General features: G+C 42.8%; 19 protein-coding genes. 2 read left to right on the forward strand and 17 right to left on the reverse strand.

What is annotated here, in order from left to right; translation table 11 throughout:
- Positions 1-67 precede the first annotated feature (67 nt).
- Positions 68-499 carry an RrF2 family transcriptional regulator gene (locus tag H8S51_RS17365; protein ID WP_015522474.1) on the reverse strand — a complete coding sequence of 144 codons (432 nt, stop codon included), beginning with the start codon at positions 497-499 and terminating at the stop codon, positions 68-70.
- 145 nt (positions 500-644) lie between these two features.
- Positions 645-965, reverse strand: coding sequence for an MGMT family protein (locus H8S51_RS17370; RefSeq protein ID WP_006858879.1), 321 nt, complete (start codon positions 963-965; stop codon positions 645-647).
- 234 nt (positions 966-1,199) lie between these two features.
- Here H8S51_RS17370 and H8S51_RS17375 point away from each other — a divergent pair, with 234 nt between their 5' ends.
- Positions 1,200-2,870 carry a SulP family inorganic anion transporter gene (locus H8S51_RS17375; RefSeq protein ID WP_055195921.1) on the forward strand — a complete coding sequence of 557 codons (1,671 nt, stop codon included), beginning with the start codon at positions 1,200-1,202 and terminating at the stop codon, positions 2,868-2,870.
- Positions 2,871-2,927: 57 nt separating this feature from the next.
- On the opposite strand, the gene H8S51_RS17380 is transcribed toward H8S51_RS17375, so the two are convergent.
- The 3 genes from H8S51_RS17380 to H8S51_RS17390 all read right to left on the reverse strand — a co-directional run bounded on the left by H8S51_RS17380 (position 2,928) and on the right by H8S51_RS17390 (position 4,968).
- On the reverse strand, positions 2,928-3,344 hold the full coding sequence (locus H8S51_RS17380; protein ID WP_006858881.1) for a hypothetical protein: 417 nt from the start codon (positions 3,342-3,344) through the stop codon (positions 2,928-2,930).
- Entirely contained in the window at positions 3,331-3,813 is a 483-nt protein-coding gene (locus tag H8S51_RS17385) for a GerMN domain-containing protein (protein WP_241070799.1), read from the reverse strand. Before H8S51_RS17385 ends, H8S51_RS17380 begins: the two co-directional genes overlap by 14 nt.
- 321 nt (positions 3,814-4,134) lie before the next feature.
- A complete protein-coding gene (locus H8S51_RS17390) occupies positions 4,135-4,968 on the reverse strand; it encodes a MerR family transcriptional regulator (protein ID WP_158576226.1) in 834 nt (277 codons plus the stop codon).
- 136 nt (positions 4,969-5,104) lie between these two features.
- Between H8S51_RS17390 and H8S51_RS17395 the strand changes: the two genes are divergently transcribed.
- Complete coding sequence (locus tag H8S51_RS17395) at positions 5,105-6,433, forward strand: MATE family efflux transporter (protein ID WP_022112594.1); 1,329 nt, start codon at positions 5,105-5,107, stop codon at positions 6,431-6,433.
- Here H8S51_RS17395 and H8S51_RS17400 read toward each other — a convergent pair.
- The 12 genes from H8S51_RS17400 to fabZ form a co-directional block, all read right to left on the reverse strand.
- Positions 6,424-6,834 (reverse strand): CBS domain-containing protein, encoded by a 411-nt coding sequence (locus H8S51_RS17400; protein ID WP_022112593.1) that lies wholly within the window; start codon positions 6,832-6,834, stop codon positions 6,424-6,426. The two genes, H8S51_RS17395 and H8S51_RS17400, sit on opposite strands and share 10 nt — an antisense overlap.
- Before the next feature lie 93 nt (positions 6,835-6,927).
- Positions 6,928-7,296, reverse strand: coding sequence for a PBECR4 domain-containing protein (locus tag H8S51_RS17405; RefSeq protein ID WP_015522467.1), 369 nt, complete (start codon positions 7,294-7,296; stop codon positions 6,928-6,930).
- Between the two features lie 349 nt (positions 7,297-7,645).
- Entirely contained in the window at positions 7,646-9,004 is a 1,359-nt protein-coding gene (gene gdhA / locus H8S51_RS17410) for an NADP-specific glutamate dehydrogenase (RefSeq protein ID WP_006855284.1), read from the reverse strand.
- Between the two features lie 255 nt (positions 9,005-9,259).
- Complete coding sequence (locus tag H8S51_RS17415) at positions 9,260-10,798, reverse strand: fibronectin type III domain-containing protein (RefSeq protein ID WP_241070800.1); 1,539 nt, start codon at positions 10,796-10,798, stop codon at positions 9,260-9,262.
- A gap of 118 nt (positions 10,799-10,916) precedes the next feature.
- Positions 10,917-11,180 (reverse strand): DUF4321 domain-containing protein, encoded by a 264-nt coding sequence (locus H8S51_RS17420; RefSeq protein ID WP_015522456.1) that lies wholly within the window; start codon positions 11,178-11,180, stop codon positions 10,917-10,919.
- Between the two features lie 64 nt (positions 11,181-11,244).
- Positions 11,245-11,445: a hypothetical protein gene (locus H8S51_RS17425; RefSeq protein ID WP_186899247.1), complete on the reverse strand. Its 201-nt coding sequence runs from the start codon at positions 11,443-11,445 to the stop codon at positions 11,245-11,247.
- Positions 11,446-11,500: 55 nt separating this feature from the next.
- Entirely contained in the window at positions 11,501-11,836 is a 336-nt protein-coding gene (locus H8S51_RS17430) for a hypothetical protein (RefSeq protein WP_186899248.1), read from the reverse strand.
- Between the two features lie 147 nt (positions 11,837-11,983).
- Entirely contained in the window at positions 11,984-12,937 is a 954-nt protein-coding gene (locus H8S51_RS17435; protein ID WP_186899249.1) for an L-lactate dehydrogenase, read from the reverse strand.
- A gap of 304 nt (positions 12,938-13,241) precedes the next feature.
- Complete coding sequence (locus H8S51_RS17440; RefSeq protein ID WP_006855295.1) at positions 13,242-13,697, reverse strand: MarR family winged helix-turn-helix transcriptional regulator; 456 nt, start codon at positions 13,695-13,697, stop codon at positions 13,242-13,244.
- A gap of 80 nt (positions 13,698-13,777) precedes the next feature.
- Positions 13,778-14,782: a beta-ketoacyl-ACP synthase III gene (locus H8S51_RS17445; RefSeq protein WP_186899250.1), complete on the reverse strand. Its 1,005-nt coding sequence runs from the start codon at positions 14,780-14,782 to the stop codon at positions 13,778-13,780.
- Positions 14,783-14,887: 105 nt separating this feature from the next.
- Entirely contained in the window at positions 14,888-16,636 is a 1,749-nt protein-coding gene (locus tag H8S51_RS17450; RefSeq protein ID WP_186899251.1) for an acetyl-CoA carboxylase carboxyltransferase subunit alpha, read from the reverse strand.
- 32 nt (positions 16,637-16,668) lie between these two features.
- Positions 16,669-17,097, reverse strand: coding sequence for a 3-hydroxyacyl-ACP dehydratase FabZ (gene fabZ, locus H8S51_RS17455; RefSeq protein WP_186899252.1), 429 nt, complete (start codon positions 17,095-17,097; stop codon positions 16,669-16,671).
- Positions 17,098-17,106 lie beyond the last annotated feature (9 nt).

The raw sequence follows: 17,106 nt of genomic DNA on the forward strand, positions 1-17,106 counted from the left end.
GGCTTATTATTTTACTTCCACTGTGTCGGATCAATCCATTCCCACGCTTCTTATTTTCTCATAAAATTCAGATTACATACTCGCCGGCACGCTGTCTCTCGTAGTCCACTAAATCTGCGAGTGTGATACTGTCAACAACCTGGTTGATCGCCTCGTTCATTTTTTTCCACACCAGAACTGTTGCACAGTCATTCATCTTATCACAGGTGTCTTCATCCTCGACGCATGCCACCGGTGCAAGGCTTCCCTCTGTCAGGCGTAATATCATTCCGACGGTATATTCTTCCGGTCTTTTTGTCAGAATGTATCCTCCCTGTGCACCACGAATGCTCTTTACATATTTTGCCTTATTTAAAACGGAAATAATCTGCTCTAAATATTTATCTGAAATTTCCTGACGTCTCGCAATATCCTTTAAACTGATCGGCTCTCCGGTATTATTCAGTGCAAGATCCAGCATCAGGCGTAACGCATATCTTCCTTTTGTTGATATTCTCATATTTTCCTCATTTCTGCGCTGTTTTTCATATTTTAGGCTTGCGGATGCAGCGCAGCCGCAAACTTATGAATAAACGATTCTTTTATCATCGTATTAGAAGTATATCCGACTATTCATACCATGTCAATAGGAATTAAAGTATTCGTTAAAATATCTCTTTGCGCCACTGATATTTTGAGAGATCAACACATCCGTCTTTTACCTCTATGCCATCCGCTTCCAAAAGTCCGATCTGCCTGTTTTCGCCACCAAATGCAAAGGCCTCCGAAACTCTCCCCTCACGGTTTACTACCCGGTAACACGGGATTCCCTCCGGATCCGGATTTACATGCAGCGCATAGCCGACCACCCTGGCCCACCTTTTGTTGCCCGCAAGCGCTGCCACCTGTCCATAGGTTGCAACCGTACCGCGTGGAATCTGTTTTACAATGTCATATATTTTTTCGTAGGAATTTTTCTGTTCCATGCTGCTCCTTAAGTATAGACTATGATTCGCTCAGCAGTCTTATTATATCATGAAGCCCGGCTTCATGATCGTGATCTACACTCGCTCTGCTCGGCAGTCTTATTATACCATGGATTACTTTTTTGCGCCATTCACCTTGCAATCATGTTAAGAACATGCTAAAATTTTAATTTGTGTTTTTATAAATTTTTAATACTTTTTATACTTAGGAAAGAATTGGAGTACAAAAGACCTATGAACGAACTAAGACCAAAACTATTTGACGTAATGAAGGGATACACAAAAGAGCAGCTCATCAAAGATATCCTTTCCGGTATCATTGTGGCGATCATTGCTCTTCCACTTTCTATCGCACTTGCGATCGCTTCCGGTGTCGGTCCGGTACAGGGACTCTACACTGCGATCGTTGCCGGATTTTTTATTTCCTTTTTCGGAGGAAGCCGTGTACAGATTGGCGGACCAACTGCCGCATTTGTTGTTATCATCTATGGCATCGTGACCACTTACGGTACAGACGGACTGATTGTCGCAACAATCATGGCAGGTATCATTTTATGTATTATGGGTCTCTGCCATTTTGGTTCCCTGATTAAATATATTCCTTATACGATCACGACAGGTTTTACCTGTGGTATCGCAGTCACCCTGTTTGTCGGACAGATCAAAGATTTTCTTGGACTTGATATGGGTGCTGTTCCTTCTGAATTTATTGAAAAACTTGGCGCCTATGCTGCAAATATCACAACCATCAATCCGGTTACCGTCGCAATCGGTGCCGTTGCACTTGTGATTTTAATTCTGTGGCCGAAAGTAACTGACAAACTGCCGGGATCCCTGATCGCAATTATCGTGACAACTGCCATCGTTTATTTTGCTAAACTGCCGGTCAACACGATCGGAAGTGTTTACGGAGAACTTTCCTCCGAATTTCCGTCTTTCCACATGCCGGCATTCAGCTATAAACTGGTACAGGAACTGATCTCCCCGGCATTTACGATCGCGATTTTAGCCGGTATTGAATCCCTGCTTTCCGCAGTCGTATCTGATGGTATGATCGGTGACACCCACAAGTCAAATGCCGAACTGATCGGTCAGGGACTTGGAAATATTTTTTCCGGCCTGTTTGGCGGAATCCCTGCTACCGGAGCGATTGCCCGTACTGCTGCAAACGTAAGAAACGGCGGACGTACCCCGATCGCAGGTATCACACACTGTATCACTTTAAGCATTATTTTAGTTGTTTTAATGCCGCTTGCTTCCCTAATTCCTATGACAACATTAGCCGCAGTGCTTTTAGTCGTTGCATGGAACATGGCAGACTGGACTTCCTTTTTCCATCTGTGCAAAACTGCTCCAAAGAGTGATATGATCGTACTTGTTGCAACATTTTTCCTGACTGTATTTTTTGACCTTGTCGTTGCCATCGAAGTCGGTGTCGTACTTGCCGCACTTTTATTTATGAAACGTATGGCAGAAACTGCCGATGTCACTGCCTGGAAATATGCAGATGAGCCGGATGTGACCCCTGGCGAAGCCGAGAAAATGCGCGACATTCCACACTCAATCCGTGTATTTGAGATCAGTGGACCGCTGTTTTTCGCCGCAGCCGATGAAATTCTTACAATTACCAGTGACAAGTCAACCAAAGTCATCGTTATCCGTATGCGAAGTGTTCCGGCAATCGATGCGAGTGCAATGCGTTCCCTGCGTGACCTTGCTGCCCGTGCGAAGAAAAAACATATCACTTTGATCTTCTCACATGTCAACGAACAGCCGATGTCCGTTATGAAAAAAGATCACTTTATCGAGCTGATCGGGGAAGAACATTTCCTTCCGAATATTGTGGAAGCTCTCGATTATGCGGAAAATATGGTCGCAGATTCCGGTCATAAGGCTGCGAAATAACAGAATTTATTTATTCTTATGATGATATATCGGATTAGGATGGCTGCACACTTCCTTTTACTGTGTCAGCCATTCTATCTCCGCGTCCTCTGTCGATGTTTCCATCTCTGCCTGACCTTCCCCTTCTTTTAAAACGATGCAGTTGTGATTGTCATCCACCTGAACCTGATAAAAATATTTCAAATCGTCGCTGACACCATTACTGTACTGATATTCCACAAAATACTGCGCTTGTGCCGGTGTTTCGGCAGGTTCGAAACCAAACGACGTCTCTTTGATCTCACAATCCGAATCATATTGATCTAAATACTCCTGAAAAATTGGATCTGTGTATCCTCTTGCAATCTCACTTCGATCATACAGCTCCTGCATCACGGCATCTTCCTCTATACCGGCGGATCCGCTATTTGCTCCACATCCTGCCAAAAACATTCCCATGATAAGCAGCAAACCTGTTATTTTACTCCTGCGCATCGTATGTATACCTCCCCTGCAGAGTCTCATACTCTGCATGCCCGGTGCTCCAGGTTCCTCCTTCCACCAGAAGAGACACTGCCTTGGCATCATAGGCGTCCAGATAAGTATTGACTACGCTTCCAACTGTCGCGTACTCTCCTGCCGTTCCCATCTGATTTACATATTCCTCAAATGTTTTCGACAGATCAAGCGTTATGGTATCCTCTTCCTGTTTAAAATCAAGCACTTTCACATCCGACGGAACCACACCGGCATCGATCAGCGCAGCCATGATATTTTCAGGCGTAAGCGCATCGAGCGATACCGTTTCTGTGTCAAAACCATCTGCATTTTCATTGCTTTTATATATGGTAATATTATTGTCTTCTTTATCAGCATTTTCCCGCCTGCCACAGCCTGATGCTGTCATAAGAACTATCGCTGCTAAAATCAATGCCATTTTCCGTGTTACACTTGTTCGTTTCATATTTTGCCTCCTCTTTTCCATCATTTTTCCTTTCAATCACGATTCATTTTTACCTTTTGGGTATATATGAAAATTTTGCTCGGAAAATACCCATAATTTTCCCTTAAATCCGCGTTTTTTGAGGATTTTTTTGTGATAATGGACATACACAGATAGTTTTTCATGCTATATGCCTTATACTCGCTTCGCTCGGCAGTCTTATTATATCTTATCTCATTTTGTTTTTGTTAAACCTTCGTCTAAATTAAGAAAATCTTCCATATTTCCAACCATAAAATACACGTTCTGCGAACACTCTATGATTAAGTGAAACAGCAGTCTTCACAGTTCATCCATATCTCCCCCGCAGATGCGCACCGATATCTCCGTCACATACTCCTCCACCGTCTCCGCCATCAGCTGATCCACCGTGTAAACTTCCAGGAACTCTTCCGCCAGTGTAATCTGATGTTCATCTGCATAAGCAAGAAGTTTCCGGTAAGCCTCCCCGATGTTTCTCCAGTGCCCTTTAAAATAAGTTGTCAGATATTTCCCCGCAGGCATAAAATGGCAGGACATGCCGCCCGGCTTATGTTTCATCAGCAATATTACGTTGCTGTAATTTGCATAGATCTGCCGCCTGACATCTTTTGCATACTGGATGTAACCAATCTCATAACAGATGCTTTTGCTGTTGTTCTCATAAAAATTGATCAGTTCCGCTGTGCGCTCCGCAAATTCTGATTCCGAAACGTCTAAAAATGCATCCATCAGATAATATCTGCCCGGTTTTTCACAGACAAATATTTCATCTTTTTCTTTCTCTAAATATGCCCTGATTTTTTTACTTTTTTCTTCCATCCACTGCCTGCGATCCTTTAACAGCCGGATTTTTTCTGCCAGAATCTGTTCCTCTTTTTCAAACAGCTCCAATAATTTTTCCGGAGTCCGGTCACTTAAAAAGGTCTGGATCTCTTTTAAAGACATACCAAGTTCCTTTAGCATAATGATCGCTTCGAGCACTTCGATCTGATGGATCGAATAATAACGGTACTCGTTATCAAGCACGATCTCCGGCGAAAACAAGCCGATCTTATCATAATGAAATAAAGTGTTTTTGGTGACGTGCATGAGCTTTGCAAGCTCACCAGTTGTCAGATATTGACTTTTGTCCACTTTTAATCTCCCCTCACGAAAAAAGTTCTTGACTATATGGTAACAATATAGTTTATGATAGCATTTGTGTCTCAAAACCGCAATTTCCATCCGCGCTGACACAACATTTAAAAATATTTCAAAGGAGGAACCCATTATGGCACAGTCCATTGGTCAGAAATTCACACCTGTCACTTTATTAAAATTCGCATTACCATCCATGGTCATGATGGTACTCATGTCCTGTTATACAATCACGGACGGGATTTTTATCTCGCGCTTTCTTGGAGATAATGCGCTGTCCGCAGTCAATATCGTCTATCCGGTCATCAATATCGTACTCGCCATCGGCGTCATGCTCGCAACCGGAGGAAGCGCCGTCGTTGCAAAGAAAATGGGCGAAGGGAAAGACGATGAAGCAAAAGATAACTTTTCCATGCTCGTGTTTACCGGTGTTGTGGCGAGTGTTGTCATCCTGATACTGACGATTTTATTTTTAGAGCCAATCTGCCGCGCTCTCGGTGCAAATGATTCATTACTTGCAAACTGCAAGGCATATCTTTTTACCGTTGTTTTATTTGCCCCGGCGTGCATGCTGCAGAGCCTGTTCCAGACGTTCTTCGTGACAGCGGGAAAACCACACATTGGCATGACGTTAGTCATCAGTGCCGGTATCGCAAACGCCGTGTTGGACTATGTATTTTTATCTCCTCTTGGATTTGGCATTGAAGGAGCCGCCTTAGCCACCGGTATCGGTCAGCTCATACCTGCAGTCGTGGGACTCTTCTACTTTTTCTTTGTCAGGGGAGATCTTTATTTTACAAAATTTCATTTTCATGGAAGTGTCCTTTCTACTGCAAGTTTTAACGGTGCATCCGAGATGGTAACGAATATTGCAAACGCTGTGATTACTTATGCATTTAACAAAATCATGCTGCGCCTTGCCGGCGAAAACGGTGTTGCCGCAATCACGATACTGCTTTATTCCCAATTTTTATTTAATGCTCTTTTTCTTGGATTTTCCATGGGTGTTGCACCTGTGATCAGTTACAATTACGGTGCAAAAAATACAGGCGGACTGAAAAGCGTCTGCAAAATCTGCAGACGCTTCGTGATCGTTTCTTCTATTATAATTACTATTTGCTGTAACCTGCTCTCCGAGCCGATCGTACTTTTGTTTGTGGGTGGAAAAACAGCGACTTATGACCTTGCCGTCAGCGGTTTTTCGGTATTCTGTGTGACCTTTTTGTTCAGCGGTTATAACATTTTTTCATCCGCTCTCTTTACGGCACTCTCAGACGGTAAAACCTCGGCAATCATATCCTTTACAAGAACCTTTGTTTTTATCCTGCTGTCACTCCTCACACTGCCAGTCATTTGGGATGTGACCGGTGTGTGGCTCGCAATCCCGGTGGCAGAGTTTGTGACACTGTTTTTATCGATTTTTTATCAGCGCCGCAAACGGACGGTTTATCATTACGCCTGAGCAGCCGCTTTCTTTCCAAGGTATGCCAGAACATCTTTTCTGGTTACGATTCCGATAAATACCCTTTTATCATCTACAACAGGAACGAAGTTCTGGTTCATTACCTTGTCAAACAGATTCTCCATGGATTCATCGATCTTTACCGCCTGATTATCCCTTCTACGCTCAATCGACGTGATCGGCATATCCTCAAGCAGTTTCAGATCCGGGAAATTGCGGTCCTTTAAAAACCATAGTAAATCACCTTCTGTGATCGTACCGATATATTTTCCTTCCACGCTAAGCAGCGGAATAGCTGTATAACCATGATGTTCCATTTTCTCAAGCACCTGACGCATGGTGTCCGTTTCTTCCACATGTGCTACGTCTTCCTTCGGTGTCAGAAAAAATAAAATGTTCATATGTGTTGCCCCCATTTGTTTATTGATTTGTGTGTTTTGATTATACTACCATTTCGGGGGTTGGACAACAAGGGAGTTATAACCTTACTATTTTCATTCCTCATCCACTAAAATCATTTCAAATATTTCATCACTTACCCTAAGTTCATGCATACTCTGGTTCTTCGCCAGATATGGTAACACCATTAATTTCTGTTGCACTTTTCCTTTATTATCAATTTCAAAATCATACTCAGAAAGTTTTGATTCCAGGCAAGCCGCATAAAATTGTTGTGCAGACAATCTTGTTTTCACACCAGTCATATGTAAAAAGTTCATATCCCGAAATCCTACATTTACTGTCTTTATATCTTTCCTTTCCCGATATATGATTAGAAACTGTTTATCATTCAGTTTTTCTTCGTATTGCTTTACAGCTTCTATCATAATCTTTAAAGCTGCTTTCTTGTCATACTTTGCCATCCATACCCCATTAACTTGAAAAAGGCTGCCCTTTCGGACAACCTTTTCTCTTTTCTTTTAATGCTGATTTTCTGTTGTCTGCCAGCCTACGAACTGGCTAAAATGTCAGATTTTTAAGGTGTCAGCGCACCCAGACAGATTTATCTGTCTGGGTACTATTATTATATGAACACCGTCTTTTTATGTCAAACAAAGCAAATTCTTTTCTGAAAATTTTATGCATAATTACAACATCTGCACTAGCTACCCCTAATACAAATAAAACCCCCGTATACTACCATTTCCAGCAATATACGGGGACATTTCTCAATCGTTATTTAGCTGTAATCGGGACTTATCTGCTAATTGATTAGCAAACACCCTGAGCTAACATAGCATCTACAACCTTCTCAAATCCAGCAATATTTGCACCAGCAACATAGTCTGTCTGACCACCAACAGTTGCATTGTATCTCTTTGCAGCATCAGAAATGTTAGCGTAGATCGTCTCCATGATTCCTTTGAGTTTTCCATCCACTTCTTCGAATGTCCAGGAAAGTCTCTCGGAGTTCTGGCTCATCTCAAGTGCAGATGTAGCAACACCACCGGCATTGGCAGCTTTACCACCTACGAATAATACACCGTTCTCCTGCAGATATTTGGTAGCTTCCAGTGTTGTAGGCATGTTAGCACCCTCTGTTACGGAAGTAACACCGTTTGCAACTAACATCTTAGCATCTTCAAGGTCTAACTCGTTCTGTGTAGCACATGGAAGAGCTAAATCTACTTTGTACTGCCATACACCGTGCTCACCATTCTGTTTTGCATGATACTCTGCAGATGATTTTGCAGCTGCGTACTCTGTCAGACGTGCACGTTTTACTTCTTTTACTTCTTTTAATAATGCAACATCGATTCCTTCCGGATCATAGATCCAGCCTGTAGAATCAGAACATGTTACAACTTTAACGCCTAACTGCTGTGCTTTCTCGATTGCGTAGATAGCTACGTTACCAGATCCGGAAACTGCGGCTGTCTTGCCTTCAAGACTCATGCCGTGATCTTTCCATAATGCGTTTGTCAGGTATAACAGACCATATCCGGTAGCCTGTGTACGGGCAAGAGATCCACCATAGGTAAGTCCTTTTCCTGTAAGAACACCTTCGAAGGAACCACGGATTCTCTTATACTGTCCGAACATGAAACCGATCTCTCTTGCACCTGTTCCGATATCTCCGGCTGGTACGTCGACGTCTGCACCGATGTATTTTGAAAGCTCTGTCATAAAGCTCTGGCAGAATGCCATGATCTCTCTGTCTGATTTGCCCTTAGGATCGAAATCAGAACCACCTTTACCACCACCGATTGGAAGTGTTGTAAGTGAGTTTTTGAAAATCTGCTCAAAACCTAAGAATTTGATAATACCAAGGTTTACAGATGGATGAAGTCTTAAACCTCCCTTGTACGGTCCAATTGCATTGTTAAACTGTACACGGAATCCTCTGTTTACCTGAACCTGTCCATTGTCATCTACCCACGGAACGCGGAACATGATCTGACGATCCGGCTCTGTAATTCTCTCTAAGATTGCATTCTTTCTGTATAACTCTTCGTTTGCATCAATAACAGGTCTTAAGGAATCAAGAACCTCTGTTACTGCCTGTAAAAATTCAGGCTGATCTGCATTTTTTTTCTTTACTACTTCGAGTACTTCATCAACGTATCCCATTTTACAATCTCTCCTTACTTATAGTATATACTCCATACAATGCCATTTACACTGCATGATCCTAACGGTTCTCCCGCTGGTTTCGTTTTGACACACTTATTTTATTATAAAATGAATCCATGTGCAATATTTTTTTCTTTATTTCACTAAATTATTAAAGTTTCACAGTGTAACAAGCCATTTTTTGCAGGATTTCAGGTTCAATTATTCATTTTCCACAAAAAATTTTATATCATCTAAGTATCGTTTTCTTGTCTATTTTTTTGTTATTACGGTTTTTACGTCACTGTAAGCGCCTTTTATATTCTTTCCACCGGATTTTTTATAGGAACAGATTCTGACATAATATTTTTTACCGGCTTTCAGCTTTCCAATCTTCTTCGATGTCGTCCTGTTACTTGAAACTGTTGTGCTTTTCACATTCTTCTCAAAACGTTTATCGGTAGAATATTGTATGATATAGCCGGTCGCCTTCTTATCCTGTTTCCACTTTAACGCAAAACTGCCCTTTGCAGTCGATTTCAGCGAACCCGTTTTTGCTTTTACCGGCTTTACCGTCAGCGCGATCGTCTTTTCAGCCGCCTTATAATTACCACTTGCAGCTACACGGATCTTAATTTTTGTTTCTCCGTAATTTTTAAGTGTAACTACCCCGTTTTTACTTACGGTGGCGATTTTTTCGTCCGCAACCTTATACGTCATCTTCCCTTTTCCATTCGTTTTCGCATTGATGGAAAATGTTGTGGTGCTGAAGGTTTTTGTGATGTTTTTCGCCGTGATCTTCGATTCTTTCTGCTTTTCATCTGACTCTGCCGCACTGTTTATGGAAAAGAATTTCACTGTATAAGATACTTTCTGGTCAAGTCCTGTAATTTTTACTTCAAATGTATCTCCCGGCTGATAACTCAGATTTTCCGGACGGAAAATAATGCATCCTTTCTGTCCATAATTACTGTTTTCCACGTTAAAATAGCCATCGGCTTTCTTTTCTGAAAAAGCCCATTTTTTCTGATCCGACTGCCTTATGAGAGTCACTTTTACAGCAGATTTGTCCACATCTTTCCCCATGCTGATGCTCCATGGATAACTGCTGCCAAAAAACTCTACCGGCATATTCTGGGCTGGCCATGCCACACCATAATAATCCGTCGGTTCATACCAGTTATCAAATACATACATCGCCGCATAAGTTCCATGTGATCCATATACCCAGCCAAATCCTGTTTTTTCCATCGGCGGATTTAAAATCCATCTTCTGTGTCCGACGCGGTCTATATTGTAGGCGTCACCATCATTCATCCATGATTTTGCCAGATGATACCCGAGTCCGCATTTCCAGCTTGCATAGGAAAGATTGCCACTGGATGCACCGGATGCCCCCAGTTTATAAAGGCTGTCGTCCATTCCTGCCGGTTTTGATGGAAAATGTGATAAGGTTCCATTTGCTGAGTTAACCAAAGCTGCCGCCTGTTCCATTTTGGTATAAGAAGAATCAAGCCCCACTGCGTCAATTCCTGCAATATAACGGATCGCATTCATGGTATTTAATGCTGATTTCTGACTGCTCTCACTGATCGTACCCGCCTGATACGGCTTTACATCCGATGCCTTCTTACTGTAGGTCGTCTCTGCGTCAATATTTACCTTTTTACTTTTCAGGTAATCCTTAATTTCCTTCTGGCTGTGATAATTGACATTGATCCCCGTACTGGTGGCTGCATAACAGTTGACGGAACCAATGCAGAATATAACGACTGCCAGCATCACTGCATTCTTTAATAATAATTTTTTCACCCGAATTCCCCCCTTGTGATATTTTTTATTACTATAACACAGTCCGTTTTGATGAACAATCATCTGGCATTAAAAAATGCAGGCGCCCCATCTGCACCTGCATTTTAAACTTTTATTTTTATAAAAACCGATAAATAATAATTGCGATTAATACACCAATAATGCTTGCGATCGTAATCTTGATACTGAGTCCGAATGTAATGACCAGGATTCCAAGATCCAGCACGATCGGATTTGCAAATCCAAATGTCTGTCCATAATTAAGCCAGCTTAAAAACGGCACTCCCGCTGCAAGGCTCCCGATAAAACCTCCAAGTACGATCCCTGCCAGCAAAAGTAAAAACAATGCCCAGTTATTTTTTCCCGCAATTCCTCTGCTCATACCGTTCCTCCGTTTTCCTTCGTAATATGCCCTCTATTTTATCACGGAAGCCGGCTGCAAACAACTAATAATCATATACCTGTCCAAGCTCTGTAATATAAATCTCCGGATCTGACTGCGCACCTGGCGCTGCTTTCATGCCAGCTTTTCCGGATTTACGCGTAAGAATAATTAAGTAACGATATACCTCTCCCTTTGAATTTTCCACATCAATTTTCACAGACGTGTACTCCTTCTGGATCTTTACAGAATCTCCATTTTTCATTTTTTTATCCTTGGTCATCGTATACCTTAAAGTTTTGGAATCCCGATAATGATCATTACTGAACATTTTTCCCATTTAATTTGACATAAGAAAACGGATCTGCTTTTTTTACTGTTATATTTTTGGATAATGTATAAGTTTTTCCACCCTGCTTTACTTTACAGCTTATCTTGCATTTTCCGGCTTTTAATGGTCTGCAGTCAATTCCCTGATTAACATTATGCATACCGGCATACTCAAGCACCGACGGATTTGAAAATTTAATATTTGTCACCTTTGCTTTTGATGAAACATTAACAAATTTGATCGAATCCACATAGCTATCCTCGTCCCCTACAAAAACAATCTGCTTTGTCTTGTCAAATGCAGGCACTTTTTTTGATGCTGCCATTGCATGCTCCTGTGGTACCACCAAAAGTAATGCACACAACAATGCAAATACTAAAATTCCTGTCAGCCAGCTCTTTTTTTTCTCTTATCATAACTTTCCTCCCATGATGATATTTATTTGATAACAGCCTGCTCGCTTTGCAGGCAATTACAAAACCTGTTCTGCCATCTCTTTTAAGATCTGCGCTGATTTCTGAAGCTGTTTCTGCTCATCCTCATCTAAAGAAATCGGAACCTGTCTCTCAATTCCGTTTTTTCCAACGATCGCCGGCATACTTAAGACAACATCCTCCACACCATACATTCCATGGATCATACCGGAAACCGGAAGGATCGATTTTTCATCACGAACGATTGCCTCGCAGATTCGTTTTACAGACATTGCGATTCCATAATAAGTTGCATTTTTCTTTGCAATGATCTCATAGGCGCTGTTGCGCACATTTGCCGCAATGCGTTCCATAGAATCGTCATGATTGAAATGGCCTCGCATCTCGCAGAACGTATTTAACGGGATTCCTGATACATTCGCACTGCTCCATGCAGCAATCTCACTGTCCCCATGCTCCCCGATGATAAAGGCATGCACGCTCCGGCTGTCCACACCAAGATGTTCTCCCAGCTCATACTTCAACCTTGCCGTATCTAAAACCGTACCGGAACCGATCACGCGGTTTTCCGGCATCCCGCTCAATTTATGAGCCGTATATGTAAGGATATCTACCGGGTTTGACACGATAAGCAGGATTCCCTGATAATTTCTCTTTGCGATCTCCGGAATAATACTCTTAAAAATGCCGACATTTTTCTGTACCAGATCCAGTCTTGTCTCTCCCGGTTTCTGATTTGCACCGGCCGTCACAACGATGATCGCTGCATCCATGATATCATCATAGCCGCCCGCATAAATTTTCATTGGTCTTGCAAATGGGATTCCATGGGAAATATCCATCGCTTCCCCTTCCGCTTTCTCTGTATTCGCATCGATCAAAACCATCTCGGAAAAAAGTCCGCTCTGCATCAGTCCAAACGCAGAGGTCGCACCTACAAATCCACATCCGATCACTGCCACTTTTCTGTTGTTTAATTCTAACTGTTTCATGAAAACCTCCATTCTTGCGCTGCTTTTGCGCATCTTAAGTTTGTGCGCAAGCACAAACCCTGCGTGTGAAAAATCTTATTTTTCACACTGATGTCCTTGTCTCTGGTATCATATTAATTTATTTCGGTCAGATTGTATGTTGTAATTACAACATTTATTTGAGAAAATATATCATGACTGTGTTATCAGAAAATTGAAAAGCACTATCTGCCCTGGCATTCTTCTATAAAGAAAAAGGATGCCTCCCGTTTCCGAAAAACATCCATAAATATCTATATAATATCCATAACTTTGTCCAAACCCTCTACGATTCTTCATTCTCCCCGTATACCTGCTGGAAAAAATCCACCAGTTTTGCCAGTGAATAGATCAGTACCGTTGTCTCCTGTGCGTTAAGTTCTTCCTTAATGTGGTCGATCATACGGTGATGAAACTCTTCATGATGCAGATAAGCTGCCTTTCCTTTTTCGGTCAGGCATACCCAGACAACACGCTTATCCTGCTTGCTGCGCTCCCTGACAACATATCCCTTATCGGTCAGACCGTCCATCGCCTTTGTCAGCGTTCCGGTCGTAACGTTCATCAGCTTTGCCACCGTGCTCATGCTCTTTGGCTCTGACATTCCAATCGCTTCTATTACATGAAAATCATTATAGGTAAGATCCTTAAATTCATCCGTGAGCAGCGATTTTCCTTCGATCTCCATAATGTCTTTAAATAATTTTACCAATAATTCATTTAATGTTTCATCTGCCGTCATTCAAATATACTCCTATTCATGGCAGTACAGATTGCCTTTCACATATATGTAAACTGCAGCCAGTCTGTTTGCTGCTGCCTTTACCATACCAAAACCGTCGCGCCCCATGTCAGCCCGGCTCCAAATCCTGCCAAAACTATTTTTTTACCTTCACATATCATACCACGTTTATTGATATTATCAAGCAAAATCGGCACGCTCGCCGCGGAAATATTGCCGCACTCTTCCAGATTGGTAGGAAACTTTTCCATCGGCTGATGCAGTCTTTTTGCAACAGACTCAATAATGCGCAGATTTGCCTGATGAAGTACGAACAGATCAATATCCTCCACTTCAAGTCCCGCTTTTTTCACTGCCTCTTCTATCACCTTTGGCACCGTTTTGACTGCAAATTTATATACTTCCTGACCATTCATCGACACATAGGAAAGTTTCGTATCGTTGACCGCAAACGGATTATTGACCGGACGGTTATCACAGCGGAGAACTTCCCCCCGCGCGCCGTCGGAACCCTGTACCATGCTTAGAATGCCGCTTTTGTTTGCTGCACCCGGCTGCTTTGCTTTACAATTTGTTTCGGAATCCACCTCAACGACCGCCGCCCCTGCACCGTCCCCAAACAATACACAGGTGCTTCTGTCATTCCAGTCCATGATCTTTGAAAGAGTCTCTGCACCAATGACAAGAGCCTTTTTATAAACACCATTTTCCAGATACATCTGCACCGTATTTAACGCAAATAAAAATCCGGAGCACGCTGCATTTAAATCAAAAGCCACTGCGTTTTTTGCCCCCAGAGCACTCTGCACCTCGCAGGAAAGATTGGGAAGAAATTTATCTGCAGTAACCGTCGCTGCAATGATAAGATCAAGTTCTTCTGCGGTTACTCCTGCATCCCTTAAAGCATCGTTTGCTGCTACAACGGCAAGTCCTGTTGTCGTTTCTTCTACCGCAAGGTGCCTTGCACCGATTCCCGTGCGGCTTTTGATCCACTCGTCCGAGGTATCCATCAATTTACTTAAGTCATCATTTGTTACCCGAAGTTTCGGGACTGCACTTCCTGTTCCCTTGATTTTGATTCTCATACTTTTTCCTCATTACCAGAGTTTATTTTTTCATCTGCCCTCTGCGAAATATCCCGGCAATTTTTTACCGGAATCTATAAAATACAGGCTCACATAATCTGCTTCTTAGAACGCACGAAATCTATCATAACGCTCTTTTGCAAGCTGTTCTCCCGTTTTTCCATTCTGCCGCTCTAAAAATTCTTTCATATGGCCTTTCATATATCTTGAGATCGACTCACATGCTTTTTCGTCTGCCGTGCCATACTCCGGAATTACCTGCTCCACAATATTTAATGCATACAGATCATGCGCAGTGATCTTCATGACCTCACTTGCTTCCTTCGCACGTTTTCCATCTTTCCAGAGGATCGATGCAAAGCCCTCCGGTGAAAGAACTGAATATGTAGCATTTTCGAGCATCCATACTTCATTGCCGACCGACAACGCGAGTGCACCGCCACTTCCGCCTTCTCCGATCATCAGGCATAAAATTGGAACCTTGATGGCTGACATCTCGTAGAGATTTCTTGCGATTGCCTCCCCCTGTCCGCGTTCTTCCGCCTCTTTTCCGCAGAATGCACCGGATGTATTCACAAACGTGATGATCGGACGATTGAATTTTTCTGCCTGTTTCATCAGACGCAGTGCTTTTCTGTAACCTTCCGGTGAAGGCATTCCGTAATTATGGCGCATGCAGTCTTTTAAATCTTTTCCTTTATGAATCCCTATCACAGTAACCGGCTGGCCATCGAGATAAGCAACACCACCCACGATCGCAGGATCATCCGCAAACTGTCTGTCCCCATGAAATTCCATAAAGTCATCAAAAATATTTTCCATATAATCCACGGAAGCAAGTCTGTCTGCACGTCTTGCCGCACGCACCTTTTCCCATGCAGAAAGCGGCTGTGCCTTTGTGGCACGCTCTTTCATCACCTCTGTCGGCTCATAGCAGTCATCGCTGCGCAATGGATCAAAGTTTGCATAACCTTCCGTTTTCTGATGCATTTTTAAGATACGGTAAAGTGTCATTTTTAAATCTTTACGTTCCACGATCGCATCCACAAAACCATGCTCTAACTGAAACTGTGCTCTCTGGAATCCTTCCGGCAGTTTTTCCCCGATCGTCTGCTCGATAACACGCGGCCCGGCAAACCCGATCAACGCCCCCGGCTCTGCGAGGATGATATCACCTAGCATTGCAAAACTTGCCGTCACACCTCCGGTTGTAGGATCGGTTAACACCGGCACATATAAAAGTCCTGCCTCGGAATGTTTTTTTAATGCAGCCGCCGTCTTTGCCATCTGCATCAGGGAAACGATTCCCTCCTGCATTCTTGCACCACCTGAACAGCAGAATAAAATGACCGGAAGGGAAAGTTCTGTTGCACGCTCCACCGCAAGTGCGATCTTTTCTCCCACAACGTGTCCCATACTGCTCATCATAAACCTTGCATCACACACACCGATCACTGTCTCCATGCCATAGATCTTACATCTTCCAACGGTGACAGCCTCATGCAGTCCTGTCTTTTCCTGTGCAGCTTTGATCTTCTCCGGATATCCCGGAAAATCCAATGGATTTTTCGACTCTAACTCCTCAAACCACGGTTCAAAAGTATCTTTATCTGCAACCATACGAATCCTGTTTCTAGTACGGACACGGAAATAATTACCGCACTCATAACAGACATACTTATTTTTCTCCGCAGTTTTCTTATTGATCTCCCTGCCACATGCCGGACAGACGATCGTTGCCGGTGGCTCTAGGACACCTTCATCCACATCTTTTTTTGCTGCTTCTACCGTTTTTTGTGGTTCTTCCACTGTTTCTGTTACTTCTTTTTTCTTTTTCAAAAAAAACGCTGCCATACTTTCCCCTTTTTGCCTGTTTAGTTACTGTATTAACTGATTGCAAATGTAAGTTCTGCGATACACGCAATATTTCCATCCACTTTCGCGGTGGCACAGCCAACACCGATCGGACCTTTCTGCTTAATGATCTCTGTTTCTAATGTCAAAACATCGCCAGGCACTACTTTGCGTTTGAATTTTGCTGAATTGATTCCTGCAAAATATGCAGTTTTCCCACGGTTTTCTTCCACTGAAAGGATTGCAACCGCACCTGTCTGTGCCAGTGCCTCAATGATCAATACCCCCGGCATGACCGGCTCTGCAGGAAAATGTCCGCCAAAAAAAGGCTCATTGTAGCTGACACATTTTTTTGCCACTGCACGCACACCGGATTCTAATTCTTCTATGGTATCGATCAGCAAAAACGGCTGACGATGCGGAATGATCTCCATGATCTGTTTTGTTGTAAGAACTGGCATAACCCTGCC

It is taken from the genome of Roseburia rectibacter, from assembly GCF_014287515.2.
In the GTDB taxonomy this organism is placed as follows: domain Bacteria; phylum Bacillota; class Clostridia; order Lachnospirales; family Lachnospiraceae; genus Roseburia; species Roseburia rectibacter.